24 protein-coding genes and 1 pseudogene are annotated in these 22,221 nt (G+C 65.7%); 14 read left to right on the top strand and 11 right to left on the bottom strand.

Features of this window, described 5'->3' with window-relative positions; translation table 11 throughout:
* Positions 1-86: 86 nt before the first annotated feature.
* Positions 87-1,070: a DUF3616 domain-containing protein gene (locus tag AC1DT6_RS29795; RefSeq protein WP_477115164.1), complete on the bottom strand. Its 984-nt coding sequence runs from the start codon at positions 1,068-1,070 to the stop codon at positions 87-89.
* Between the two features lie 113 nt (positions 1,071-1,183).
* A complete protein-coding gene (locus tag AC1DT6_RS29790) occupies positions 1,184-1,888 on the bottom strand; it encodes a TetR/AcrR family transcriptional regulator (protein WP_441633229.1) in 705 nt (234 codons plus the stop codon).
* Positions 1,889-2,043: 155 nt separating this feature from the next.
* Between AC1DT6_RS29790 and AC1DT6_RS29785 the strand changes: the two genes are divergently transcribed.
* The 3 genes from AC1DT6_RS29785 to AC1DT6_RS29775 all read left to right on the top strand — a co-directional run bounded on the left by AC1DT6_RS29785 (position 2,044) and on the right by AC1DT6_RS29775 (position 5,665).
* Positions 2,044-2,508 carry a YybH family protein gene (locus AC1DT6_RS29785; RefSeq protein ID WP_477111827.1) on the top strand — a complete coding sequence of 155 codons (465 nt, stop codon included), beginning with the start codon at positions 2,044-2,046 and terminating at the stop codon, positions 2,506-2,508.
* Positions 2,502-2,933, top strand: a complete 432-nt coding sequence (locus AC1DT6_RS29780; RefSeq protein WP_441633225.1) for a VOC family protein — start codon at positions 2,502-2,504, stop codon at positions 2,931-2,933. Before AC1DT6_RS29785 ends, AC1DT6_RS29780 begins: the two co-directional genes overlap by 7 nt.
* 224 nt (positions 2,934-3,157) lie before the next feature.
* On the top strand, positions 3,158-5,665 hold the full coding sequence (locus AC1DT6_RS29775; protein ID WP_477111826.1) for a GcvT family protein: 2,508 nt from the start codon (positions 3,158-3,160) through the stop codon (positions 5,663-5,665).
* Positions 5,666-5,779: 114 nt separating this feature from the next.
* On the opposite strand, the gene AC1DT6_RS29770 is transcribed toward AC1DT6_RS29775, so the two are convergent.
* Positions 5,780-5,980 carry a hypothetical protein gene (locus AC1DT6_RS29770; RefSeq protein WP_428180234.1) on the bottom strand — a complete coding sequence of 67 codons (201 nt, stop codon included), beginning with the start codon at positions 5,978-5,980 and terminating at the stop codon, positions 5,780-5,782.
* 97 nt (positions 5,981-6,077) lie between these two features.
* Positions 6,078-6,428, bottom strand: a complete 351-nt coding sequence (locus AC1DT6_RS29765) for a hypothetical protein (RefSeq protein ID WP_441633221.1) — start codon at positions 6,426-6,428, stop codon at positions 6,078-6,080.
* 177 nt (positions 6,429-6,605) lie between these two features.
* Between AC1DT6_RS29765 and AC1DT6_RS29760 the strand changes: the two are divergent.
* Positions 6,606-7,061: pseudogene (locus AC1DT6_RS29760) on the top strand (alpha-ketoglutarate permease); the annotation flags it as partial.
* Positions 7,062-7,079: 18 nt separating this feature from the next.
* On the opposite strand, the gene AC1DT6_RS29755 reads toward AC1DT6_RS29760, so the two are convergent.
* Complete coding sequence (locus tag AC1DT6_RS29755; protein WP_441633219.1) at positions 7,080-8,051, bottom strand: pyridoxal-phosphate dependent enzyme; 972 nt, start codon at positions 8,049-8,051, stop codon at positions 7,080-7,082.
* Positions 8,052-8,221: 170 nt separating this feature from the next.
* Here AC1DT6_RS29755 and AC1DT6_RS29750 point away from each other — a divergent pair, with 170 nt between their 5' ends.
* A complete protein-coding gene (locus AC1DT6_RS29750; RefSeq protein ID WP_441633217.1) occupies positions 8,222-9,148 on the top strand; it encodes a LysR family transcriptional regulator in 927 nt (308 codons plus the stop codon).
* On the opposite strand, the gene AC1DT6_RS29745 is transcribed toward AC1DT6_RS29750, so the two are convergent.
* The 4 genes from AC1DT6_RS29745 to AC1DT6_RS29730 are packed head-to-tail and all read right to left on the bottom strand — an operon-like array spanning position 9,145 to position 13,815.
* Positions 9,145-10,617: an efflux transporter outer membrane subunit gene (locus tag AC1DT6_RS29745; RefSeq protein ID WP_441633215.1), complete on the bottom strand. Its 1,473-nt coding sequence runs from the start codon at positions 10,615-10,617 to the stop codon at positions 9,145-9,147. The genes AC1DT6_RS29750 and AC1DT6_RS29745 overlap by 4 nt on opposite strands.
* Positions 10,614-11,522, bottom strand: a complete 909-nt coding sequence (locus AC1DT6_RS29740) for an efflux RND transporter periplasmic adaptor subunit (protein WP_441633213.1) — start codon at positions 11,520-11,522, stop codon at positions 10,614-10,616. Before AC1DT6_RS29740 ends, AC1DT6_RS29745 begins: the two co-directional genes overlap by 4 nt.
* Positions 11,519-11,731, bottom strand: coding sequence for a DUF1656 domain-containing protein (locus AC1DT6_RS29735; protein ID WP_045235883.1), 213 nt, complete (start codon positions 11,729-11,731; stop codon positions 11,519-11,521). Before AC1DT6_RS29735 ends, AC1DT6_RS29740 begins: the two co-directional genes overlap by 4 nt.
* Positions 11,725-13,815 (bottom strand): FUSC family protein, encoded by a 2,091-nt coding sequence (locus AC1DT6_RS29730; protein ID WP_441633211.1) that lies wholly within the window; start codon positions 13,813-13,815, stop codon positions 11,725-11,727. Before AC1DT6_RS29730 ends, AC1DT6_RS29735 begins: the two co-directional genes overlap by 7 nt.
* A 73-nt stretch (positions 13,816-13,888) precedes the next feature.
* Here AC1DT6_RS29730 and AC1DT6_RS29725 point away from each other — a divergent pair, with 73 nt between their 5' ends.
* Both AC1DT6_RS29725 and AC1DT6_RS29720 read left to right on the top strand, forming a co-directional pair.
* A complete protein-coding gene (locus tag AC1DT6_RS29725; RefSeq protein ID WP_441633210.1) occupies positions 13,889-14,119 on the top strand; it encodes a hypothetical protein in 231 nt (76 codons plus the stop codon).
* Between the two features lie 45 nt (positions 14,120-14,164).
* Positions 14,165-15,058: a LysR substrate-binding domain-containing protein gene (locus AC1DT6_RS29720; protein WP_477115163.1), complete on the top strand. Its 894-nt coding sequence runs from the start codon at positions 14,165-14,167 to the stop codon at positions 15,056-15,058.
* Between the two features lie 84 nt (positions 15,059-15,142).
* Here the strand turns inward: AC1DT6_RS29720 and AC1DT6_RS29715 are convergent, their stop codons facing one another.
* On the bottom strand, positions 15,143-16,045 hold the full coding sequence (locus AC1DT6_RS29715; protein WP_441633206.1) for a LysR family transcriptional regulator: 903 nt from the start codon (positions 16,043-16,045) through the stop codon (positions 15,143-15,145).
* Between the two features lie 117 nt (positions 16,046-16,162).
* On the opposite strand from AC1DT6_RS29715, the gene AC1DT6_RS29710 reads away from it, so the two are divergent.
* The 7 genes from AC1DT6_RS29710 (at position 16,163) to AC1DT6_RS29680 (ending at position 20,820) form a co-directional block, all read left to right on the top strand.
* Complete coding sequence (locus AC1DT6_RS29710; protein ID WP_441633204.1) at positions 16,163-17,149, top strand: 2Fe-2S iron-sulfur cluster-binding protein; 987 nt, start codon at positions 16,163-16,165, stop codon at positions 17,147-17,149.
* 49 nt (positions 17,150-17,198) lie between these two features.
* A complete protein-coding gene (locus tag AC1DT6_RS29705) occupies positions 17,199-18,455 on the top strand; it encodes an aromatic ring-hydroxylating dioxygenase subunit alpha (RefSeq protein WP_441633255.1) in 1,257 nt (418 codons plus the stop codon).
* A 3-nt stretch (positions 18,456-18,458) separates the two neighbouring features.
* Positions 18,459-18,932 (top strand): aromatic-ring-hydroxylating dioxygenase subunit beta, encoded by a 474-nt coding sequence (locus tag AC1DT6_RS29700; protein WP_441633202.1) that lies wholly within the window; start codon positions 18,459-18,461, stop codon positions 18,930-18,932.
* An 8-nt stretch (positions 18,933-18,940) separates the two neighbouring features.
* Entirely contained in the window at positions 18,941-19,252 is a 312-nt protein-coding gene (locus AC1DT6_RS29695) for a non-heme iron oxygenase ferredoxin subunit (RefSeq protein WP_441633200.1), read from the top strand.
* Positions 19,253-19,828: 576 nt separating this feature from the next.
* The gene (locus AC1DT6_RS29690; RefSeq protein WP_441633198.1) at positions 19,829-20,236 is read left to right on the top strand and encodes a PAAR domain-containing protein; all 408 of its coding nucleotides are present in this window, start codon (positions 19,829-19,831) and stop codon (positions 20,234-20,236) included.
* Between the two features lie 18 nt (positions 20,237-20,254).
* Positions 20,255-20,482 carry a T6SS effector amidase Tae4 family protein gene (locus AC1DT6_RS29685; RefSeq protein ID WP_441633253.1) on the top strand — a complete coding sequence of 76 codons (228 nt, stop codon included), beginning with the start codon at positions 20,255-20,257 and terminating at the stop codon, positions 20,480-20,482.
* Positions 20,467-20,820 carry a hypothetical protein gene (locus AC1DT6_RS29680; protein WP_441633196.1) on the top strand — a complete coding sequence of 118 codons (354 nt, stop codon included), beginning with the start codon at positions 20,467-20,469 and terminating at the stop codon, positions 20,818-20,820. Before AC1DT6_RS29685 ends, AC1DT6_RS29680 begins: the two co-directional genes overlap by 16 nt.
* 358 nt (positions 20,821-21,178) lie before the next feature.
* Here the strand turns inward: AC1DT6_RS29680 and AC1DT6_RS29675 are convergent, their stop codons facing one another.
* Positions 21,179-22,195, bottom strand: a complete 1,017-nt coding sequence (locus tag AC1DT6_RS29675) for a Bug family tripartite tricarboxylate transporter substrate binding protein (protein ID WP_441633195.1) — start codon at positions 22,193-22,195, stop codon at positions 21,179-21,181.
* Positions 22,196-22,221 lie beyond the last annotated feature (26 nt).

Genomic DNA, 22,221 nt, shown 5'->3' with positions numbered 1-22,221 from the left:
GGCACATGTCCGCAAAGCGGCGGCCGTGCTCTGTGGAACGTGCTCCGTGGAATCGACGCCGCCCTTGCCCCAGCCGCGATGAAGACTCACGGGCGCGCCAGCGCTGCGGGCACCCGGATTCCGATCTCTCGAAACCCCTTCTTCCGGCCCGGCACCGACTTCTTCTTGCACTTCGCGCCATCGACGAGTTCGCCTCCGTCATCGCTCAGGATGATCAGCTGGTCCAGTCCGGGAACCTTGAACAGGGCTTCCGGATGCAGCGTTCCCAGACTGACGTCTGCTACGGGAGCGGGCGCGCTCGCCGTCTTGCCGGACCAGGTGTACAAGGCGAAATCGTCCGGGCCGCCCTTTCCGTCATCGAATGGCCCGGCTAGGATGGCGTAGCCGTTGCCCATATGCTCCATGCTGCGTATTCCCCGCCCGCCAAGATCCAGCGCAACCAGGTCGTCAAATTCCGGTGCCGAACCGCGCTCCAGCACGTCGGCCGGATTGCGCAGCTTCAGCGTCAGCGCCATGCCCGCCCGCCGCGGGTTTCGAAAGCCGATCACCAGCCCGCCATCCGGCGAGGCCGCCAGCCCCTCGATGTTCAAGCCGCGTGGGTCCTCCGCGGCGAACTGCGACGCCTGCGCCAGGATGTCGAATCGCTTGTCCGCAACGATCGCGCTCAACAGTCCGGCGTAGGGCGCCGACGCGGATGCCCTGACGCCGGGCACCGCGCCGGTCTCGATGACATCGGTCGCGAACAACCTGAAGCGCTCGGGCGCAATCCTGYCTTTGCCATCCCTGCTGTGCGAGGCAATCCAGTAGATCCGGTTGCCGATGCGCGCCGCGCCTTCGATGTCCGTTTCCTTCGCCTTGCCGTTTGGCTTGCGCCCGCCGAGATACTGCGTCAGGTCGACCCGGCCCACGCTTTCGGCAATGCCGCGGCGGTAGATGGTGAGGACGTCGGCCTCGTCGTCGGCCACGACGAAGTGGTTCTGGCCCAGCGCGACCGCCGCCGACGCATCGCAAATGCCGCGATAGACCATCGGCTGCTGCGCGAGCGCGGCTGGGATGGATTGCGCCAGCAACAGCACGATCAGGCAGGACACTTTGACTGGCAGGACTAGCCGCATTCCATTTCTCCGTCGGTCCGCGCCGGCGCGCGGACATGAATAAGCCGTGCCAGTTTATAGCGGCATCGCTACAACCCCTTTTCCACCATTTCCAGCAAACGCTGCCCGATCGCGTCCGCCTGTCCCGGCACCATCGCCACCATGCGCAGCGGCCCGTCGATGACCAGCATGGACAAGCCATGCACGGCGGACCAGGCCAGGTATTCGGCACCGGCGCGGCGTGCGGCGGGCAGCACGCCGGCAGCCGTCATGCGGTCCAGCGCCGCGCCCAGCAACTGGAACGGATTCAGGCCGCTCTCGCCCGCCTTGGCGGGCACCGGCACGCCTTCCTGCTCATCCGGCACCGAGAATGCCGTGCGGAACAGGCCCGGTTCGGACAAGGCGAACCGCAGATAGCCGGTGCCGACCGCGCGCAGGCTGGCGCGCGCGTAATCCGCTGGCGCCGCCGCCGCGTCCAGCGCGGCAAGTTCGGTTTCCATCGCCACTGCCAGCAACGCCAGCGAGGCGGAACGCACGGCTTGCAGCAGGTCCTGGCGGCTGGCGAAGTGCCGGTACGCGGCATTGGGCACCACCCCGGCGCGCCGGGTGGCCTCGCGCAGCACCACCGCGTCCGGCCCGCCGTCGCGCGCCAGTTCCATGCCGGCTTCCAGCAATGCGCGCCGCAGGTCGCCGTGGCGATAGGTGCTGCGGGCCGGAGGGCCATCGGCAGGGCTGGCCGGGGCTTCGGAATCCGCCGGATCCAGGATGCGCGCAGTGCGCTTTGCGCCCGTCATTTCTTCTCCATGTGGACATCGTCCATTTTCTTGACTACCTTGGTGTTAGTGGACAGTGTACACAACGGATTCAGGCGATCACAGCCACGCATGCGCGGGCGCTGTTATCGCCCAATGGCCCAATGGCCCAAAGGCCCAAAGGCCCAAAGGAGCACATGATGGTGCACGCATCCCCGCCCGCATCTCACCCGGGCAGTGAAGTGGAAGTCCGCGCCCTGGTCGATGCCTGGGTGAACGCCGTGCGTGCAAAGGACGCGGTTGCCATGATGCGCAACTATGCTGAAGACGTGATCATCTTCGACGTCGTGCCGCCGGCGCAGTCCCGCGGCGTGGCGCCATACCGCCAGCGCTGGCAGCAATGGTTCGACAGCCTGGATGGCCCCGTGGGCTTCGAGATGACCGGGATGCACCTGACGGCCAGCGAAGACCTGGCCTGTTGCTACAGCGTCAGCCGGGTAAGCAGCCCCCCAGGGGCGGCGCTCCCCAGGAAGCGTGGGTGCGCGCCACTGTCTGTTTTCGCAAGATCGGCGGTCAATGGCTGGTCGTGCATGAGCACGCATCGGTGCCGATCAGTTTCAACCCCTCAGCGTGAAAGCGCAAAAAAGGAGACAAGATGCTAGTCCAACCCTACCTGTTCTTTGAAGGCCGCTGCGAGGAAGCGGCTGAGTTCTACAAGCGCACGCTGGGCGCCGAAGTGATCATGATGATGCGCTTCAAGGAAGCGCCCCCGCCGGAGTCGCCCCCGCCAGAAGGCGCCTGCGGCCCCGCTGCCGGCAGCGAAGAAAAGATCATGCACATGTCCATGCGCATCGGCGAGACCACGGTGATGCTGTCCGACGGCCGCTGCACGGGCAAGCCCGACTTCCAGGGGTTCTCGCTGTCAGTGACCGTACCGGATATCGCCACCGCGGACCGCGTATTCAACGCCCTGGCCGAGGGCGGCCAGGTGCTGATGCCGCTTGGCAAGACGTTCTACTCGCCACGCTTCGGCATGACGACGGACCGCTTCGGCATGTCGTGGATGGTCATCGTCCTGGAGTCCTGAGTCCTGAGTCCTGAGTCCAACCCACCCGGCGGTAGCTGCGCCGCTGCCCGCCTGACGGCATCCGACGCCGCCGGGCGGGCTTCCCATCTCCTCCTTCCCTGCGCCGCGCCAACTCAGTGGCCTGCCGGCGCACGCGCCGTTTTGTTGCGTTTTGTGTTTTTTATTGGCAAACTGTGGCAAACAGATACAGCGCCTCCCGGCGCGCTTTCTCCACAGGTGCCCCTATGTCCGCGTCTTATCGCCGCCCCGTTCCCGAGCACGCCCGCGTCGTCATCATCGGCGGCGGCATCATTGGCTGCAGCGTGGCCTATCACCTCACCAAGCTGGGCTGGAAAGACGTGGTGCTGCTCGAACAGGGCCAGCTCTCCTGCGGCACCACCTGGCACGCGGCCGGCCTGGTCGGGCAGTTGCGCGCACAGGAGAGCATGACCAGACTGATCCGCTATTCGACGCGCCTCTATAGCGAGCTGGAAGCGGAGACCGGACTGGGCACCGGCTGGAAGCAGTGCGGCTCGCTTTCGGTGGCGCGCACCGCCGAGCGCATGACCCAGCTCAAGCGCACGGCGGCGGTGGCGCGTGCTTACGGCGTGGATTGCGAGGTGATCTCCCCCCGCCAGGCCGGCGAGCTGTGGCCAGTGATGCGCACGGACGACCTGCACGGCGCGGTGTGGCTGCCTGGCGATGGCAAGGCGAATCCCACCGATCTCACCCAGGCGCTGGCGCGCGGCGCCCGCAGCCGCGGCGCGGTCATCGTGCAGGACACCAAGGTCACGGCGATCCATACCCGTGACGGCCGCGCCGCGGGTGTGAGCTGGCAGGACAAGCAGGGCGCGGGCGGCCGTATCGAGGCGGAAATCGTGGTGAACTGCGCAGGCCAGTGGGCCAGGCAGGTAGGCCGCCTGTGCGGCGTGACCGTGCCGCTGCATTCGGCCGAGCATTACTACATCGTCACCGAGCGCATTGCCGGCGTGCACCCGGACCTGCCGGTGATGCGCGACCCGGACGGGTTTATTTACTTCAAGGAGGAAGTGGGCGGGCTGGTGATGGGCGGTTTCGAGCCCAACGCCAAACCCTGGGGCATGCAAGGCATTCCCGAGCCGTTCGAGTTCCAGCTCCTGCCCGACGACTGGGACCAGTTCGAGATCCTGATGCAGAACGCGCTGCAGCGCGTGCCGGCGCTGGAAACGGCCCAGGTGAAGCAGTTCTACAACGGCCCCGAGTCCTTCACGCCAGACAACAACTTCATCCTGGGCGAAGCGCCCGAGCTGCGTCACTTCTACGTGGGCGCGGGCTTCAACTCGATGGGCATTGCCTCGGCTGGCGGCGCCGGCATGGCGCTGGCGGAGTGGATCGTGGCGGGCGAGCCCACCATGGACCTGTGGCCGGTCGACATCCGCCGCTTTGCCGGCTTCAACGGCAACGAAAGCTGGCTGCACGACCGCGTCAAGGAAACCCTGGGACTGCATTACGCCATGCCCTGGCCCAATCGCGAACTCGATACCGCGCGGCCTTTCCGCCGCTCGCCGCTGTACGCCCACCTGCGCGACGCCGGCGCCAGTTTCGGCAGCAAGATGGGCTGGGAGCGGCCGAACTTCTTTGCGCCCGCCGGGGAGACGCCGGAGATCCGGTACGCGTTCGGCCAGCAAAACTGGCTGCCATGGAGCGGCGCCGAGCATCGCGCCTGCCGCGAGGGCGTGGCGCTGTTCGACATGAGCTCCTTCTCCAAGTACATCGTCAAGGGCGCCGATGCCGAGGCCGTGCTGCAGCAACTGATGAGCAACGACGTTGCAGTGCCGCCGGGGCAGACGGTCTACACCGCGATGCTCAACGAAGGCGGCACCTATGAGTCCGACCTGACCGTGACCCGGCTGGCGCAAGACCAGTACCTGCTGGTGACAGGCTCGGCGCAGACCACGCGCGATTTCAGCTACATCGAACGGCTGATCCCCGCCGACCAGCGTTGCGCCATCGTCGACGTAACCGGCCAGTACGCGGTGCTGGCGGTGATGGGACCGCGCTCGCGCGAGCTGTTGCAGAGCGTCTCGCGCGCGGACTTCTCCAGCGCGGCCTTTCCCTTCGGCAGCTCGCGCGAGATCGACCTGGGCTACGCCACCGTGCGCGCGACGCGCCTGACATATGTAGGCGAGCTTGGGTGGGAACTGTATGTGCCCGTGGAGTTCGCCGTAGGCGTCTACGAGACCTTGCACGCAGCGGGCAAACCGCTCGGGCTGGTTAATGCCGGCTACTACGCCATCGAATCGCTGCGCATCGAAAAAGGCTACCGCGCCTGGAGCCGCGAGCTGACCACCGGCATCCATCCCTTCGAGGCCGGGCTGTCCTTCGCCTGCAAACTGGACAAGCCGATTCTTTTCCGGGGACGTGAAGCGCTGCTGAAGCTGCGCGCGTCAGGCGGCGGCGCCCAGGTGAAACGGCGCGTGGCCGTGCTGACGCTGGACGGCGCCAGCCAGGCCATGCTGTGGGGCGGAGAGGCGGTGCTGCGCACCGGTCCGGATGGCACGGTACGCCCGGCCGGCTTTATCACCTCGGCGGCCTTCGGCCATACGCTCGGTTGCCCGGTGGGCCTGGCGCTGCTGCAGCGTGAAGATGGCGCGGCCAATGCGGAATGGATCGCCGCCGGCAAGTACCACGTTGACCTGGCTGGCGAATTAATACCTGCCAGCGTGCATCTGCGGCCGCCTTACGATCCGGGCAACGCCAGGGTCAGGGTGTGATGCGCTGATGCGCGCGGTGAAATGGCGTGCGGAGCGCCGGGGTGCCGCGTAACAGGAGCCGGACACTGGTGTCCAGCCGAACCGCGTGCGATGCCGGCACCCCGGTGGCAATGCTCAGCTTGACTTGCCGTCGGCGCCGGGAGCGGCAGCCGCTTGATTGGACTTCAGCGCGCAGGGGGTCTGCGCTTGCTGCTTCGCTTGCGCCTGCTTCTGGGCGCGAGCGCGCTCGATGACGGTCCAGTCCGGACCGGCAAGGGCCGGCAACGAGGAAGCGAGGGCGGTGACGCTAAGCAGCGCCAGCACGATGGTTTTCATGATTTGTCTTGAGACAGGGATAGCAATCGGGGATCTTGATACTTGCTGGCCAGCCCCCCGGGCGAGGGAACCCAGGGGCCGGACCGGCCGCGCTGTATCAGGCGCTGGCCTGGCTGTTGGCTGCCGCGCCATGCGCCGGCGAAGCCGACACGCCGGACAGGTCGCGGCCGGCAAGTTCCAGAGCCGCGGAGACGCCGCCATGCGCGCCGTCCGTGAACGGGTCGCGGCGGTCGTTGGCACGCGCACCGTCGGTAAACGCATCGCGGCGGTCATTGACGCGTGCGCCGTCGGTGAACGGGTCGCGCTTGCCGTTGTGCAGTGCGTAGCCGTACTTGTCGCCGGCGCTGGTGCTATCTTTCGGACCCGTTGCGTTGGCTTGCGTCGATGCCAGTACGCAGACACCGAAGGCGGCTGCGGAAACGAGGGTCGTGAAGAGCTTCTTGTTCATGATGCTGCTTGATTCCAGAATTTGGCGGCACTTTCCACTTAACGTGGAGCGGGATAGGCGGATCTGCGTCCCGCATGTCGTCTGTTTCGCCTTTTGATCTGCACCGGCGCGATGAGCAGCGCGGTACAGGTCCATAGTGTAGTCACGGCGAATCATTCCTGTGATGAATTAAACGTCTCGTCTTCAGTCGTTTTTTTCACAATCCACAACCAGGCGAAGTCCTTTGCCGCAACGGGGCCGGCGCCCGCCGGCGGCTCGCTGATCTTCTGTACGTTCACCACGTATATGCAGAAGTACCTGATGAACTCCGCGGGCATGTCCATCAGGACGGCAAGCACGGCGATGACCGGCTGCCTGTTCCTCTACATGTGCATGCAGCCGCTGTCCGGCGCCTTGTCGGACCGCATCGGCCGGCGCAGCAATATGCTGGCCTTCGGCGCGCTCGGCGTGGGACTTGCCTATGCCATCTCCAATGCGATCTTCGGCGGCTCGGCCGAATACGTGACGCTGGCCTTGAAATCGGCGGGGCACCAATCGTCCTTCTACTGGTACGTGACGGCAATGATGGCCCTGGCGTTCGTGGTCAGCTTGCGCCTGCCACGGGAAGCCAGGCACCTGCGCCACGAGGATTGAGGCGAGCGGCGGGAAGCGCTAGCCCTCGCACCCCCATGCCTGCAATTGTTCAGCAGTCGCGCCCGCGCCGCCGCAAACGATGACCAGCACATCCGTTGCCGCCATCACCGCCGCCGGCCGTTGCTCCAGGGCAGCCAATGCCGCGCCGCACGCCGGCTCCACGACGATGCGGTGCTCCGCCAGGAAGCGCAGGCATGCGCTGACCGCGGCCTTGTCCGAGACCACCTGGCTGACGATCGGATGCCGCGTGGACCACTCGACCGCCTTGTCGCAAGGGCGCTTCGCCCCCAACGAGGTCGCAATGCTGGTGACTGCCGGCAGTTCCACCGGCGCGCCTGCCGCCAGCGAGGCCGCGTAGGATTCGGCGCCAACGGTCTCGGCCGCAATGACCGGCACGTCGCCCCAGCCGTTCCGGTGCAGCCCGGCGAGCACGCCGCACAGCAAGCCGCCGCCACCCACCGACAACACCGCGGCGCCGGGCTTGATGCCGGTGGCAGCGACCTCGTCGATCATGGTCGCGTGGCCTTCCCAAAGCAGGGGATCGTCGAAGGGATGGATGAATGCGTAGTCCTGCTTCATCAACGAGAGCGCGTGATCGTTTGCCTCGCTCCATGCGCGTCCGTGAACGATCAGTTCGGCGCCTTCCATGCGGATGCGCTCGCGCGCCGCGGCGGATGTGCTTTCGGGCACGACGACAGTGACCGGCACGCCGAGAAGCCGCCCGCTATAGGCGACGGCAATGCCGGCATTACCGCCGGAAGAGCAGACGAAGTGCTTTGCCCCCCGCGCCTTGTGGACCCGGCAAGCATGGCCGATTCCCCTCGCCTTGAACGAGCCGGGGGGCTGAAGCGCTTCCATCTTGAACCACACCGACCGGCCCAGCCGCTGCGAATAGGACGTGGATCTCAGCAGCGGCGTGACGATATGCAGGTCAGGTTCGTGCGCTGCCCCGCCAGGGGCGCCCGGCAGTGCGTGGTCAGAATTGGACATGTGAAGCGTGTTGGTTCGGCAATGAGGGATGCTGCATGGTAGGAGCCGGACCGCCATGCGGTCAAATGCTTGCTGAATGCGGAAGCTATACTTTCAAGGCATAGGCCTGGCACCGTCATGGCGACGGGATTCGCCAGCGGCACGAGATCCCCGGAGCAAAGACAGCACGAATGCGCAACATCGAAACCCGGCACTTACGCTACTTCATCGCCGTCGCGGAGGAAGGCAGCATCATTGCGGCCTCCCGGGCCCTGAACATCACCCAGCCAGCCTTGTCGCGGCAGATCCAGGACCTGGAGGGCGCCATTGGCGTCCCTYTGTTCGAGCGGCATGCCATGGGGGTGCAGCTTACCGATGCCGGGGTGAGCTATCTGCAGGATGCGAAGCAATCCCTGCTGCAGCTGGAACAGGCGCGCGATCGCGCCCATCGCATTGCGCAGGGGCAGACCGGTTCGTTCAGGCTGGGCATCATGCCGAGCTACCTGGCTTCACCGGTCACGCTGTCGATTCTCGAACACTATCGGGAGCACAACCCGGAGATCCTGCTGTCGATCGAGCCTCTGCTGTCATTGCAACAGGCGCAGGCGCTCAGAAGCGAGGAGCTCGACGGCGGCATCATGGCCTGGCGCACGGCGGACGATGCCAGCCTGAGCGGCATCCGCTTGTACCGGGAGCACTTCGTGCTGGCGGTGCCGGCGCAAGCCTCGCCGCCCGCCAGGCGCCCGAGGCGGCTGGCCGATATCGCCGGCGAACGCTTTGTCTGGTTCAGCCGGGAAAAATCGAGCGCGCAGCACAGCCTGCTGATGGCGGCCTGCGCGAACGCGGGCTTTGCCCCGCACATCGTCCAGATCGGCACCGACACGCCGACCATCCTCGGGCTGGTGGCCGCGGGCATGGGATGCGCGCTGGTGCCAGCCAGTTCGCAGCTGCATGCGCCACCGGCTGTTGCCTTCATCGCGCTGGCCGACCTGACTGAGCGCGTCGATATCGAGTTCGTGTACTCGGCGGCGCGCCGCTCGCCGCGCGTCCAGCGCTTTATCGAGTCCGTGCGGCACGTCACCGGCAAGAAGGCGAAATCCGCACGCGGCAATGCCTAGTGGTGCTCGCTTGGGTGCTCGCCTGCCGCAGTGTGCTCCTCCACCTTGGGGCTGTTCTGCCATCCTCCGCCCAGCGCCAGGAAGAGGTTGATCTGGTTAATGGCGACCTGGCTGTCCGATGCCGCCAGCGCGGCATCGGCCCCGGCCAGTGTGCGGTCGGCATCGAGACTGGACAGATAGGGCACGCGGCCCGCCTGGTACAGCATCCGGTGCTGCCGCGCCACTTCATTGGCGTCGTCGCGCGCCACGCGCAAGGACTGGTTGCGCTCCAGTTCGCTGGTGTAGGCGCTGAGCGCCGTCTGGGTTTCCTGCAACGCCTTCAGCACCACGCCATCGAAGCGGGCCAGCGCGGCGTCAGCGCCGGCTTCCATGCCGTGGATGCGCGGGCGCACGCCGTTGGTGGGCAGGTTCCAGGTCAGTAGCGGGCCCATGCTCCAGCGGGCGGTCGGACCCGTGCCGAGGTCGCTGAGCAGGCCGCTCAGGCCGGCCGACGCGCCGATGCGGATGGAGGGGTAGAGATCGGCAGTGGCCACGCCAATCTTCGCCGTGGCGGAGGCCAGTTCGCGCTCCGCCTGCCGTACGTCCGGCCGGCGCTTGAGCAGCGTCGCACCGTCCCCTACCGGAATCGCCTGGCGCAGCCGCGGTTCCTCCTTGCACTCGGATTCGGCCTCGGGCAGTGCCGCCGGCGGCTTGCCCAGCATGACCGCGAGCCGGTACGCCGCGCTTTCCTTTTCCGCCCTGAAGCGTGGCAGTGCCGCGCGCAGGGTCTCGGCTTGCGCCCGGGCACGCAGCATGTCGGTGGGCTGGCCACGGCCGGCGGCCACCATCTTGCCGGCGATCTCCACGCCACGCGACTGCAAGGCAAGCTGGTGCTCCGCCACTTCCAGCTCATGCGTGGCGGCGCAGCCCTGCACATAGGCGCGCACGGTTTGCGCCACCACGCTGACCCGGGCCGCGTCCAGCGCGGCCTGGCTCGCCTCCGCGCTGGCCAGCGCGGCCTCGTCGGCGCGGGCCAGCTTGCCGAAGAAATCCACCAGGTAGGACACCGAGAAGCCGAAGTCGCCCAGATTGAAGACCGGTATCTTCTCTTTGATCAGGAAGCTCTCGCCGGCGATCTGCGCGCGCTCGGCCTTGGCTGACAACGCCGCTTGCGGCAGGTTCTCCGACTCGACCTCGTGGTAGATCGCAATGGCGCGCCGCAGGTTGGCGGCGGCAACGCGCAGGTCGGTATTGGCGGTCAGCGCCTGCCGGACCAGCTTGTCGAGCCTGGGGTCGTCATACAGGCGCCACCAGTCGTCCGGCACCGGCGCGACGGAGACGGCCGGGTTCGCCGTGCCAAGCAAGGGGCCGTTGGCCTCCGGCGCGCGCACGGCGGCTTGCTCGGGCACGTGGTAATCGGGGCCCACCGTGGTGCAGGCGAACAGCAGCGGCGCCAGCGTGGGCAGCAAGGCCAGGCGGAACTTGCTCATCGCGCGCCCTCCTCGTCACGCAGGACGGGAATGCCCTTGCGGGGCTCCGCCACGGACACCGTCGCCGTGCGGCCCGATACGAGCCGCACCCCGGATGGCACGTCGTCAAGCACGATGCGCACCGGCACCCGCTGCGCCAGCCGCACCCAGTTGAAAGTGGGGTTCACGTTCGGCAACAGGTTGGAGCCGTTGCTGCGGTCGCGGTCCTCGATGCCGGCGGCAATGCTCTGCACATGTCCGTGCAGGAGGGTGCGCTCGCCCATGATGCGCACCGTGACGGGGTTCCCGATGCGGATGCCGTGCAGCTTGGTCTCCTCGAAATACCCTTCGACGTGGAAGGAGTCCGTGTCGACCATCGACAGCACGGGCCGGCCCGTGGTGACGTAGTCGCCCAGCCGCGGCAGGCGGTCGTTGAGAAAGCCTTCCACCGGGCTGACCACGCTGGTGCGGGCAAGGTTGAGTTTCGCCAGGGCGACGGCGGCTTCGGCTTGCGCCAGCGCCGCTTCGCCCTGCTGCACCCTGGCCTGCCCTTCCTCCACCACTTCCGTGGCGACCACCTCGGACAGGTTGCGGTTGCGGGCGGCCTCCCGGCGCGCCTGCGCCAGCGTCGCGCGCTGCGCGGCTGCCGTCGCCATGGCTTGTTGCAGCGCCAGCTGATAGCGGTCCTGGTCGATCACGAACAGCACCTGCCCGCGCCGCACGCGCTGGTTGTCCTTGACCAGGATGTGCGTGACCAGCCCGGAAACATCGGGGGCAACCTGCACCACGTCGGCGCGCACGTGGCCATCGCGCGTCCATGGCGCGATGGTGTAGTAGTCCCACAGGTGCCGGACGACGAACAGGGCGGCAACCGTGGCAAGCACGGTCAGCAGTACGGGGCCCAACAAACGGAATTTGAGTTTCATGATTGCAGCGAGCGGGCCATGGCGACCACGCCACCCAGCACGATCAGGTAAAGGGCGAGATTGAACAGCGACCGGTGCCAGACCAGCCGGTAGAAACCCACGCGGGCGAGCACCGCGCGCATGCCGGCGGTGATGGCAAAGGTGAGCAGCATCAGCGCGAGCAGGCCCGGCACGAACACGCCGTAGATATCGATTTCCGCGCTCAGCATTTGTGTTCCGCCTGCAAGGGAAGCGGCAAGCCGGGCAAGGCATCCGCCGGCCGCGCCGTCGCCGGCTCCGCCGGATATAAGGTGACACGGAGGGCGATCAGCGCGGCGAGCGCATGGCGGGCGCTCTCGCCCAGGGCTCCCGCGCTGTCGGATTGCAGGGCGACCTCGCGAATCGCCTTGTCGATCCGCTCGGACAGCGCGTCCGGGGGCGCCATCGCATGCCCGGCTTTCAGCCGTGCGCGGAAATGCAGCGCAACCGCATTCAGCACCCTGGTCACGCCCCGGCGCGCGGCCGGGCGCAAGGCTGGCAGGTTGCGCTGCAGCGCCAGCGCGCCAAACCCGACCTGCAGTTCGGCAAAGCCATCCGACGACATCTTGTCGTCGCTGGCCGCGAGCCGGGGCACGAGCTGGCTGAGCCGGTCGAGCATGCGGCCACCCAGCTTTGCCTGCTCGCCGGGCTCGCGCCGGGTCGCGGCCTGCGCCAGGTCCTTCCAGCTGGCGCGGATCAGCCGGTGCGCGGCCACGCGGGCGCCGAACGGCCGCGTGGCCATGGCCCACAGCGGCGCGAACAGCATGCCGCCGATACTGGCAAGGCTGCTGTTGAAGGTACCAAGGAAATTCGTATCGTAGACACTCTGCACATTGGCGAAGGAGGCCGTATTGACCGACAGCAGCATGGCGATCAGGTTGAAGCCCGGCCGCGAGATCAGCATGCCGATGCCCATGTAGGGCACCGCCAGCATGCCCACCAGGGTTTCGAAGTTGTGCGCGTTCGGCACCACCAGGAACAGGTAGAAGGAAGAGACGGCGAAACAGAAACAGCTCCAGCGCAAAAAGGAATGCGCCACCGGCCGCGGCTCCTCGATGGTGGCAAAGAAGCAGCACGCGATCGACGCCACCGCGACCGACCCCGCCCCGTCCTCCCATCCCGAGACGATCCACAGCATCCCCGCGCAGAACACGGCGAGGCTGGTCGAGCACGCATAGAACAGCAGCATGGCGTGATCGTGGTGATGCGCCCGGTCCGCACGGTCGGCTCGGTGGCTACTGCGGCCGCGGTGYGCCGCCGCCGCGCCCGCCGCCTGGTCGCCGATGCCGCGCTGCAAGGCGTGGCAGTCTTCGCACACCTCCGCCAGCTTGCGCAGGTGATCGTTGGCGGTGGCGACCAGGCCGGCATGCCAGCCCGGCGCCTTCCCGTATCCGGCCCACGGCCCGGCCGCCGGCTCCAGCGCGGGCGGCGGGCCATCGAAGCCAGCGCGGATCCAGCCCGACATGTCGGCCATATGGCGTGCCAGGTGCTCCGGAATGCCGGCCGTGTGGCGCCGCAGGGCCTGCAGGACAGCCGCCAGCGAAGACAGCACAGGCAGCAGCATCGTCATCCGCTCGCGCAAGGCGCGCGCATGGCGCAGGGTGTCCGCGCTTTCCGTGTCGTAGGACAGCTGTGTGATCAACTGGTCCAGCGCGAGGATATCGGCGGCCAGCCGGTGGCGGCTGCCATGGCGCGTGGCATTGGCGTCCGGATCGGCGGACAACATGTCGGTTGCCCAGAGCGCCGCGTCCGCCAGCCAGGTGGCGGAGCGGGCGCGCAGCGCCGGTGCCACCTTTGCCGGAAAGACGATGGCGCCCACCATGCCGGCGCAGACGATGCCGATGACAATCTCCTCGATGCGCGCAACGGCAATGTCGAAGACCTGCGCGGGTTCGCTGACCGAGGGCAGCGCCACGATCGGCAGCGTGTAGGCCGCCAGCAGGAACACATAGCTGCGCGGCGTGCGTTGCAGCAGCGAGAGATAGAGCAAGGCGCCGGTCCAGAGTGCGATCGCCCCCATCAGCATGACGGGCGCGTTGACCAGCAAGGGCACCGTGACCACGGCGGCGGTCGCGCCCAGCAGCGTGCCCACCACGCGATAGGCCGCCTTGGAGCGGGTGGCGCCCGTCAGCGGATGCGACACGAAATAGACGGTTGCCATGGCCCAGTACGGGCGGGGCAAGCCCAGTGCCAGCGCGATATAAAGCGCCAGCATCGAAGCGGCGAATGCTTTCAGCGAAAAGAGCCACTGCCGTGCGCTCGGCCAGCTAGGCATGACGCGAACCTGTTGTTTTTTGGGGGGCGCTCGATGTATTCACGCCGGCGTGGCACGCTGGCGGACAGGGGCGATGAACCAGGACGATCGGGCCGGCCGGCTAGGTGTTCCGCCCAAGGCGGCGTGCAACGGGACGCAGGCGCATCGCACGGGGGGCGGCGATGGCGGTTGGGCGCGTTTGCGCACGGGCATTCATCTTGTCTTCCTTGGCTTCCAGATCCGGCGCCGGGTTCCTGCAACGGCAGCCCGGCGCCGCATAGAAAAGAAGTGTAGCCAACTGGCGGCCATTCCGAACATGATTTAAAATTGCCAATCATATTCGCTTTTTTCATGGCAAAGGAAGTCCCCCATGCCCATCGATAYCCGTGCCCTGCGGTACTTTGTGGAAACCGTGCGCCTCAAGAGCTTCACCCAGGCGGCAACCTCCCTGTTCGTCACGCAGTCCACCATCAGCAAGATGGTGCGGCAGCTGGAAGACGAGATTGGCCAGCCGCTGCTGATCCGCGCGGGCAAGCAGGTCCAGTTGACCGACGTGGGGCGGGTGGTCTACGAACGCGGGCAGGAAGCGCTGGGCGTGGTGCACCGGCTCACGCTGGAAGTGGCCGACCTCTCCTCCCTGGGCCGTGGCCAGCTCACGGTAGGGATTCCGCCCATGGCCAACCTGTTCTTCTCGCCGGCCGTCAGCGCCTTCCGCCAGCGCTATCCCAACCTGGACCTGAACCTCGCCGAGCATGGCGGCCACATGGTGGAACAGCAAGTGGCGAGTGGGGAGCTTGAAGTCGGCGCAACGGTGTTGCCCAGGGATAGCGACCTTGCCCTGGCCACGCGCGAGTTCGCCAAGTATCCGATCTGGGTGGCGGGATCACGCAAGGCCAGCTGGGCCAAGAACAAGACCGTCACCCTGGCGGCGCTGCGCGACGAGCCCCTGCTGCTGCTGACAGAAGACTTCTCCCTGACCCGGAAGCTGCGGCAAGCCTTCCTCGAGGCCCGCATCGAACCGCGGGTCGTGGCGCAAAGCGGACACTGGGAATTCCTCGCCTCGATGGCGGCGGCCGGGCTGGGCACCACCTTCCTGCCGCAGCCGCTGCTGTCCAAGCTGCAGCTCGAGGACAAGCTGGCCGTGGCGCGGCTGACGGAGCCCACCATGGACTGGGCGCTGGCGCATATCTGGGCGCAGGGACGGTATCAGTCGCACGCGGCGCGGGCGTGGTTGTCGGTATGCGCGGAAGTTCTGGGGGCTTGAGGGTGGGTCTTGTGGGCAGGCGGGGAATGCTGACGCCGCCTTTCCCATGGGAGCGGGAATCAGGAATCGCCTCCGGCGACACATTTACTTCGAGAACGCCTCAAACACCAACTGCCGCAACCACTGGCTGGCCGGCTCCCGATTGTTCCGGGCATGCCAGAGCACGTTGATCACAATATCGGGAATCTTGACCGGGCACGCCGCCGCCTCCAGGCCAAAGGGCTTTAGCGTCCGCTCCGCATAGGCCTCCGGCACTACCGCAATCATGTCCGTCGTCTGCAGGATATGGCCCACCGCCACGAAGTGCGGCACCCGCAGGCGCACCTGCCGCGGCACCCCCGCGCGCTGGATCACTTCGTCCACCATGCTGTGGCCGGTCCCGGCCGCCACGATCGCCACATGCTCGGCGTTGCTGAACGAACCGATCGTCATGCCCTCGCGCGCCAGCGGATGGCCCTTCCTGAAAATGCAGACGTAACGCTGCCGGAACAGGCGCCGCTGGAAGAAACCGGCCTTGAGATCCGGCATGAAGCCGATCGCCAGGTCGACGCGCCCGCTTTCCATCTCCTCGCGCAAGTTGACCGTATGGTTGCGCACCGTGCTGATGGTCACGCCCGGCGCCACCTTCGACAGCCGCTTCATCAGGTCAGGCAGGAAATAGATCTCGCCGATATCCGTCATGGCGATGGTGAAGTTGCGCGTGCTCGATGCCGGCTCGAAGGCTGACTGCGCATTGAGCGTGTTGTGGATGGCACCAAGCGCATAGCCGATCGGCTCCGCGAGATTCTCCGCGAACGGCGTGGGCACCATGCCCCTGGATGTCCGCAGGAACAGTTCGTCGCCAAGCAGCTTGCGCAAGCGATTGAGCGCGTTGCTGATGGCGGGCTGGGAAATGCCCAGCGCCTCCGCCACCGCGGAAACGCGGCGCAGGCGAAGCAATTCGTTGAACACGACCAGCAGGTTCAGGTCGATTTCCCGCAGTTCCATTCCGCCTCCTTTATCACTCACAGTGATATGACGTATCACCTTCCTTCTATTTATTTATTTTACCTGCCGCGCCAATATGCGGACAACGACAGCAAGCATCGTTGGAGACAAAGCCCCATGGAAGTATCCATTCATCCGCTCGCGCGCACGCTCCACGTGCAGCCCGGCGACAACCTGCTGGACGTGCTGCGCGCCAACCAGGTTCCTATTTCATACAGCTGCATGGCGGGACGATGCGGCACCTGCCGCTGCAAGATGGTGGGCGGCCGCGCGCTGGTTGCCGGGCCGGAGGATTCCCGCGCGCCCATGGCGGCGGGGGATACGGTGCTGGCGTGCCAGACCACGCTGGTGGAAAGCTGCGCGATCGAGATTCCCGAACTCGACGAAGTCGTGGTGCACCCGGCAAAGATCCTCAAAGGCACGGTGACCGGCCTGGATGACCTCACACATGACATCAAGCGCGTTCGCGTGGGAATTCCGAAGCCGCTCGACTTCTCGCCCGGGCAGTACGCGACGCTGCAGTTCACGCCGCGCCATATCCGCCCCTACTCGATGGCGGTCGCCCATGGCGCCGATGAACTCGAGTTTCACATCCGGCTGGTGCCCGACGGGCGCGTCACGTCCTATGTGGCGTCGGAGTTGAAGGTCGGCGATGCCATCCGCGTCAGCGGTCCGCTGGGCACGGCCTACTTGCGGCGCAAGTGCGACGGCCCGGTAGTGTGCATTGCCGGCGGCACCGGCCTCGCCCCGATCCTGTCGATCCTGCGCGGCATGCTCGATGCCGGCATGCGCAATCCCGTGCATGTCTACTTTGGTGTCCGCACGCAGGCGGACGTGTATGGCCTGGAGTGGCTACGCGAACTGCAGGCGCGCCACGCCGCGCTGCACGTGCATGTAGTGGTGGCGGCAGCCGGCGACGGCGACGGCTTCCGGGGCGGCGTGGTGACCAAGGCGGTCGCTGACGACTGGGCACATATGGGCGGCTGGCGCGCCTATCTCGCCGGCGCCCCTGTCATGGTCGACGCCGCCTCCATCCTGCTCAGGCAGAGAGGCATCGATCCCGAGCACATCCACGCCGACGCATTCCATGCCAGCGGCGTCTGAGACATCCCGACAACAAACCACACGGAGACAAGCCATGCACGAACAGGCCATGTGCGAACAGGCTATTGCATTCAGGAAGAAGGAATGGAAGGACGAAGGCTCAAGCCGGATTCCGTTCTGGGCCTATACCGACGACGAAATCTACCGGCAGGAGCTGGAACGCTTCTTCTACTCGGGCCACTGGTGCTACATCGGGCTGGAAGCGGAAATCCCGAACCCGGGCGACTTCAAGCGCACGGCGGTCGGCGAGCGTTCGGTGATCGCCAGCCGTGCGGCGGACGGCGAGATCTATGTGGTGGAAAACGTCTGCGCGCACCGCGGCGTGCAGTTCTGCCGCGAGCGCTCCGGTAATCGCAAGGACTTCACCTGCCCCTATCACCAGTGGAACTACGACCTCAAGGGCAACCTTGTCGGCGTGCCGTTCCGGCGCGGCGTCAAGCTCGACGGCAAGGTCAATGGCGGCATGCCAGCCGACTTCGACCCGAAGGCGCACGGCCTGACCAAGCTCAAGGTCGCGCGGCGCAACGGCGTGATCTTCGCCTCGTTCGATCATGCGGTGCCCGAACTGGAGGACTATCTCGGCCCGGCCATCCTGGCCTACTTCGACAGGGTCTTCGATGGCCGCAAGCTGACTATCCTCGGCTACAGCCGCCAGCAGATTCCCGGCAACTGGAAGCTGATGCAGGAAAACATCAAGGATCCGTACCACCCCGGGCTGCTGCACACCTGGTTCGTGACGTTCGGGCTCTGGCGAGCCGACAACAAGTCGGAGCTCAGGATGGATGAGCACTTCCGCCACGCGGCGATGATCTCCACGCGCGGCCAGGGCGGCAAGGGCGAAGTGACCAGCGGCGTGTCCAGCTTCAAGGAGCAGATGAACCTGCACGACGACCGCTTCCTCGACGTGGTGAAGGAAGACTGGTGGGGCACGCCCACGGCGGTGATGATGACACTGTTCCCCAGCGTCATCATCCAGCAGCAGGTGAACTCGGTTTCCACCCGGCATATCCAGCCAGCCGGCCACGGCACGTTCAACTTCGTGTGGACGCACTTCGGCTTCGAGGACGACGATGCCGACATGACCCGGCGCCGGCTGCGCCAGGCGAACCTGTTCGGTCCGGCCGGCTTTGTCTCGGCCGACGACGGCGAAGTGATCGAGTTTTCCCAGCAGGGCTTCGAGCAGAAACCATTCCACCGGACGGTGGCGGAACTGGGAGGACGCGAGATCGGCGATACGGACCACATGGTGACCGAGACGCTGATTCGCGGCATGTACAACTACTGGCGGCGCGTGATGGAGGCTTGAGACATGCTCGACTTTGAAACCTACTCGCAAGTGCTGGCGCTGTATGCGGACTACGCCGCGGCGCTCGACAACAACGAATGGGGGAAGTGGCCGGACTTCTTCACCGAGGCGTGCGTCTACAAGCTGCAGCCGCGCGAGAACTACGATGGCGGCTTCCCGCTTGCCACACTTTCCTTCGAGAGCCGCGGCATGCTCAGGGACCGCATCTACGGTGCGACCGAGACCATCTTCCATGATCCGTACTATCAGCGGCATGTGGTCGGCATCCCGCGCATCCTGAAGGCCGATGCGGAGCGGATCGACGCCGAGGCCAGCTATGCGGTCTTTCGTACCAAGCCGGACGGGCTGTCCACCGTGTACAACGTGGGCCGCTATATCGATGTGATCCGGCGCACCGGGGAGGGCTTGAAGTTTGAGTCCCGGCTATGCGTTTTCGATAGCGAGATGATCGCCAATTCCATTATTTACCCGATTTGAGGTGTGCCATGCCGAAGCAATGGATTCAAGTGATGCCACTGGTCGCGATTCCCAAGGATGATGTCGTGGCGGTTAATGCTGGTGGCCGGGAGATCGCGCTTTATAGCGTGGGGGATGAGATTTACGCGACGGATAATGCTTGCAGTCATGGTAACGCGCGGCTGTGTGATGGGTTTCTCGATGGACACGAAATTGAATGTCCGTTGCATCAGGGGAGGTTCGATGTGCGCACCGGGCGGGCTATGTGTGAGCCGCTGACTGGTGATATTGAGGTGTTTGGGGTGAGGGTTGAGGGTGGGGGGGTGTTTGTGGAGATTTAGGGGGGCTTTATTTGAGCGATGTCGGCATCTTGCACCCAAAGGAATACGACATCCCCCTGCGGGGGACGCCGGTCACTTTTCTTTGCGTTCGGCAAAGAAAACTAACGAAAAGAAAGCCGACCCTGCCGGGGGCAGAGCAATCGCGAATGCGAGGTCCAGGGGATTCGTCGTACGGCCACAGTTCTGCTGGCTTCTGCCGGTACCGGCTTGAAAGGCCACGAACCTGCCAGTTTCCAGGATTCGTGGTGGAGCCCCCGGTAGCCGAATGCTTGCCCATTCGACCATCTGCCGTTACCGGCGCGAACCACCACGACACATCGCCCGCCAGTGGTTTCGTGGTGGGGCGGGCGCGGTGGTCAAGGCCTCGGGCTTATCAAAGCGGTGCCACCGCGCCCGCGACGAAATAGAAATTGTGCAGCACTGATAATAAGAAAATTCATCACGCATCGGGACTTGTCCGATTGATCTCGATGAGGCACTAGGCACAAATGGGGGGCGATTTGCGCACATAGCCCATCTTGAGGGAGATCGTATGCAGGAAGACATGCAGCCCATCGGCATTTGGGAGGCTCAACCATGATGCGAAGAATTGCCTGCGTTGGCGACGTACTGGAGCGCGGCGGGAAGATCCTGCCTTATGCAGGCCTAGCTTGTACCTTTGGCGACCCAGGCCACCAGGCCGCACTGATCGGAGGCCAGGCTTACTGCGAAACCTGCAAGAGCACCGGCACGATTGCTAAGTCCGGCGGGCCGCGCCGGATGCAGTTCATGGGCGAGATTGCCCTGGACGGCGATATTGTCCTGTGCCAGTGCCCCACGCCGCCGCGCATTGTTGCTCTGCTTGCCGGCGAAAAGTGGTTCGAAGATATGGGCGCGCGCGACGGGGCATCCGGGTTGCGTGGCTCCGGTAATCCGGGGTTCACAGCTACGGGAGCTCAAGCCTATGGCTGGCATCGGCGCACCGGAAAACATCACCGGGTCTGATTCGCGGGACGCACTGGCATCGCCGCGTTCAGGAACTATTGGAGGCGCGATGGCGAAACGGCTGGCAACGCCAGCGGCGGTCACATTGACCTGTGGAATGGGTCGCGGCTGACGATCAGCAGCACTCCCGGCGTCGTTTCAACAATCGGTCGCAGCTTGGGATGGGATGCGTTCTTTCCCGGCACCCATTATGGGTGGTCGGATCTCGGGCGATCAACGGAGATACTCTTTTGGGAAATCAAGTAGGCTGGCGGCGCTTCGTTGTGACGGCAGCATTTGCCGGCGTCGGCGTGGCCAGTGTAGTCGCATGTTCCGTCATTGATGCGTACCTCTGTGACGTGTTCCTGCGCCTGTGCACGCCGCGGCCTGGGGCATGCGTTGGAATAGACGTGTGCCCTGCTGATGTCCGGATGCTGTTTGGCTTGATCCTGCTGATACCCGTTCCACCGGTTCTGTTTGGGGTGCTGGGGTTCGTGCTCAGCACGCGCGTCGAGAGAACCGGCCTGCTAGCCGTGGCGTTGGTGGCGACAATTCTCACGCATTGGGCAGTAACATTCGCCGCCACTAGAATTGTTGCGCTGTAGCAGCTAGGTATTGCGTGACATGAAGAAAAGTAAGTGCGCCCTGCCGGGCGCACCCAAAAGAAAGCGATCCTTGCAGGAGGCTGGTGTATCGGCATCGGCATCCTTGCCCATTCGCCCATTCGCCCATTCGCCCATCTGCCGGTGCCGGTGCCAGTGCCGGTGCGCACCATCACAACACATCACGTCGTGATGGTTTTGTGGTTGGGCGGGCGCGGAGGTGAAGCCCTCGGGCTCATCAATCCGGTGCCACCGCGCCCACGACGAAACCGGTATCGCTTGCAACTTCGTGGCTGGTCACTCTGCGAGCGAAAGACGGCTTGAATCGAGAGATGCCCGCTGGTCCCTGGTGGGTGCACCCTCACTCCACGGCAATCGACGCGCTCTTGATCAGCGCCTGGCTCCTGCCCAGTTCGTCGCGGATGAGGCGGGCGGTCTCTTCGCCATTGCCGCTCTTCACGACAAAGCCCTGCGCGGCGAACAGTTCCTTGGCCTTGGGCGCCGCCAGCGCCTTGGCCATCGCCTGCTGTAGCCGCGCGGTGATGTCCCTGGGCAAGCCGGCGGGGCCGACCAGCGCGATCCAGGCGTCGTAGGCATAGTCCTTGACGCCGGACTCCGCCAGGGTCGGCACGCCGGGCAGGCTATCCAGCCGCGTCGGGGTGCTGACCGCCAGGGCTCTCAGCTTGCCGGCCTTGATCTGCGGCAAGGCGGATGGCGTGGCCAGGAAGGCGGCATTGATCTGTCCGCCAAGCACATCGGTCATCAGCGTATTCACTCCCTTGTAGGGCACGTGCAGCATATCGATGCCTGCCTTGGATTTCAGCAGTTCGCCGGCAAGGTGGAGCACGCTCCCTTTGCCAGAGGAACCGTAGCTCAGGCTGCCCGGATGGGCGCGCGCCGCGACGATCAGTTCCTGCGCTGTCTTGTACGGCGAGCCCGCACCCACCACCAGCACCAGCGGCGTCGTGCCGATCAGCGCCACGGCCGTGATGTCCTTTACGCTGTCGTAGGGAATATTGCGATACAAGCCGGGGTTGATGGCATGGTTGGACGACACCACCGCGAGCGTGTAGCCGTCGGCGGCGGCGGACACCAGTTGCCGCGTGCCGGGAATGCCGGCCGCCCCTGGAATGTTCTCCACGTAGAACGGCTGCCCGAGGTCCTGGCCCAGCCCCTCGGCCACCACGCGCGCGACCACGTCGGCGGTGGAGCCCGGCGAGTTCGGCACGATCAGGCGCACGGTCCTGGCGGGATATTTGTCGGCGGCGCGGGCGGCGGGCGTGCCGATGACCGGCAGTGCGGCTGCCGCGGACAGCATGGCAGTGGCGGCAAAAAACCGCCCCGCCGCGCGCAGGGCGCGCGAGGTGATGGGGAACATGTCTGTCTCCTGTGAATGCTGTGAAT

The sequence above is a fragment of the Cupriavidus sp. 01L45 genome, assembly GCF_056399885.1.
The sequence above is the reverse complement of the archived record's forward strand: the minus strand, read 5'-3'. Positions and strand labels throughout refer to the sequence as shown.

Excerpts from the sequence above, each read along its gene's own strand:
- AC1DT6_RS29780 (WP_441633225.1), top strand. The coding sequence starts at position 2,502 with ATGCTAGTCCAACCCTACCTGTTCTTTGAAGGCCGCTGCGAGGAAGCG.
- AC1DT6_RS29705 (WP_441633255.1), top strand. The coding sequence starts at position 17,199 with ATGTGCGAACAGGCTATTGCATTCAGGAAGAAGGAATGGAAGGACGAA.
- AC1DT6_RS29745 (WP_441633215.1), bottom strand. The coding sequence starts at position 10,617 with ATGAGCAAGTTCCGCCTGGCCTTGCTGCCCACGCTGGCGCCGCTGCTG.
- AC1DT6_RS29710 (WP_441633204.1), top strand. The coding sequence starts at position 16,163 with ATGGAAGTATCCATTCATCCGCTCGCGCGCACGCTCCACGTGCAGCCC.
- AC1DT6_RS29775 (WP_477111826.1), top strand. The coding sequence starts at position 3,158 with ATGTCCGCGTCTTATCGCCGCCCCGTTCCCGAGCACGCCCGCGTCGTC.
- AC1DT6_RS29740 (WP_441633213.1), bottom strand. The coding sequence starts at position 11,522 with ATGAAACTCAAATTCCGTTTGTTGGGCCCCGTACTGCTGACCGTGCTT.
- AC1DT6_RS29700 (WP_441633202.1), top strand. The coding sequence starts at position 18,459 with ATGCTCGACTTTGAAACCTACTCGCAAGTGCTGGCGCTGTATGCGGAC.
- AC1DT6_RS29725 (WP_441633210.1), top strand. The coding sequence starts at position 13,889 with ATGAACCAGGACGATCGGGCCGGCCGGCTAGGTGTTCCGCCCAAGGCG.
- AC1DT6_RS29695 (WP_441633200.1), top strand. The coding sequence starts at position 18,941 with ATGCCGAAGCAATGGATTCAAGTGATGCCACTGGTCGCGATTCCCAAG.
- AC1DT6_RS29675 (WP_441633195.1), bottom strand. The coding sequence starts at position 22,195 with ATGTTCCCCATCACCTCGCGCGCCCTGCGCGCGGCGGGGCGGTTTTTT.
- AC1DT6_RS29755 (WP_441633219.1), bottom strand. The coding sequence starts at position 8,051 with ATGTCCAATTCTGACCACGCACTGCCGGGCGCCCCTGGCGGGGCAGCG.
- AC1DT6_RS29765 (WP_441633221.1), bottom strand. The coding sequence starts at position 6,428 with ATGAACAAGAAGCTCTTCACGACCCTCGTTTCCGCAGCCGCCTTCGGT.
- AC1DT6_RS29735 (WP_045235883.1), bottom strand. The coding sequence starts at position 11,731 with ATGCTGAGCGCGGAAATCGATATCTACGGCGTGTTCGTGCCGGGCCTG.
- AC1DT6_RS29715 (WP_441633206.1), bottom strand. The coding sequence starts at position 16,045 with ATGGAACTGCGGGAAATCGACCTGAACCTGCTGGTCGTGTTCAACGAA.
- AC1DT6_RS29785 (WP_477111827.1), top strand. The coding sequence starts at position 2,044 with ATGATGGTGCACGCATCCCCGCCCGCATCTCACCCGGGCAGTGAAGTG.
- AC1DT6_RS29770 (WP_428180234.1), bottom strand. The coding sequence starts at position 5,980 with ATGAAAACCATCGTGCTGGCGCTGCTTAGCGTCACCGCCCTCGCTTCC.
- AC1DT6_RS29790 (WP_441633229.1), bottom strand. The coding sequence starts at position 1,888 with ATGACGGGCGCAAAGCGCACTGCGCGCATCCTGGATCCGGCGGATTCC.
- AC1DT6_RS29690 (WP_441633198.1), top strand. The coding sequence starts at position 19,829 with ATGATGCGAAGAATTGCCTGCGTTGGCGACGTACTGGAGCGCGGCGGG.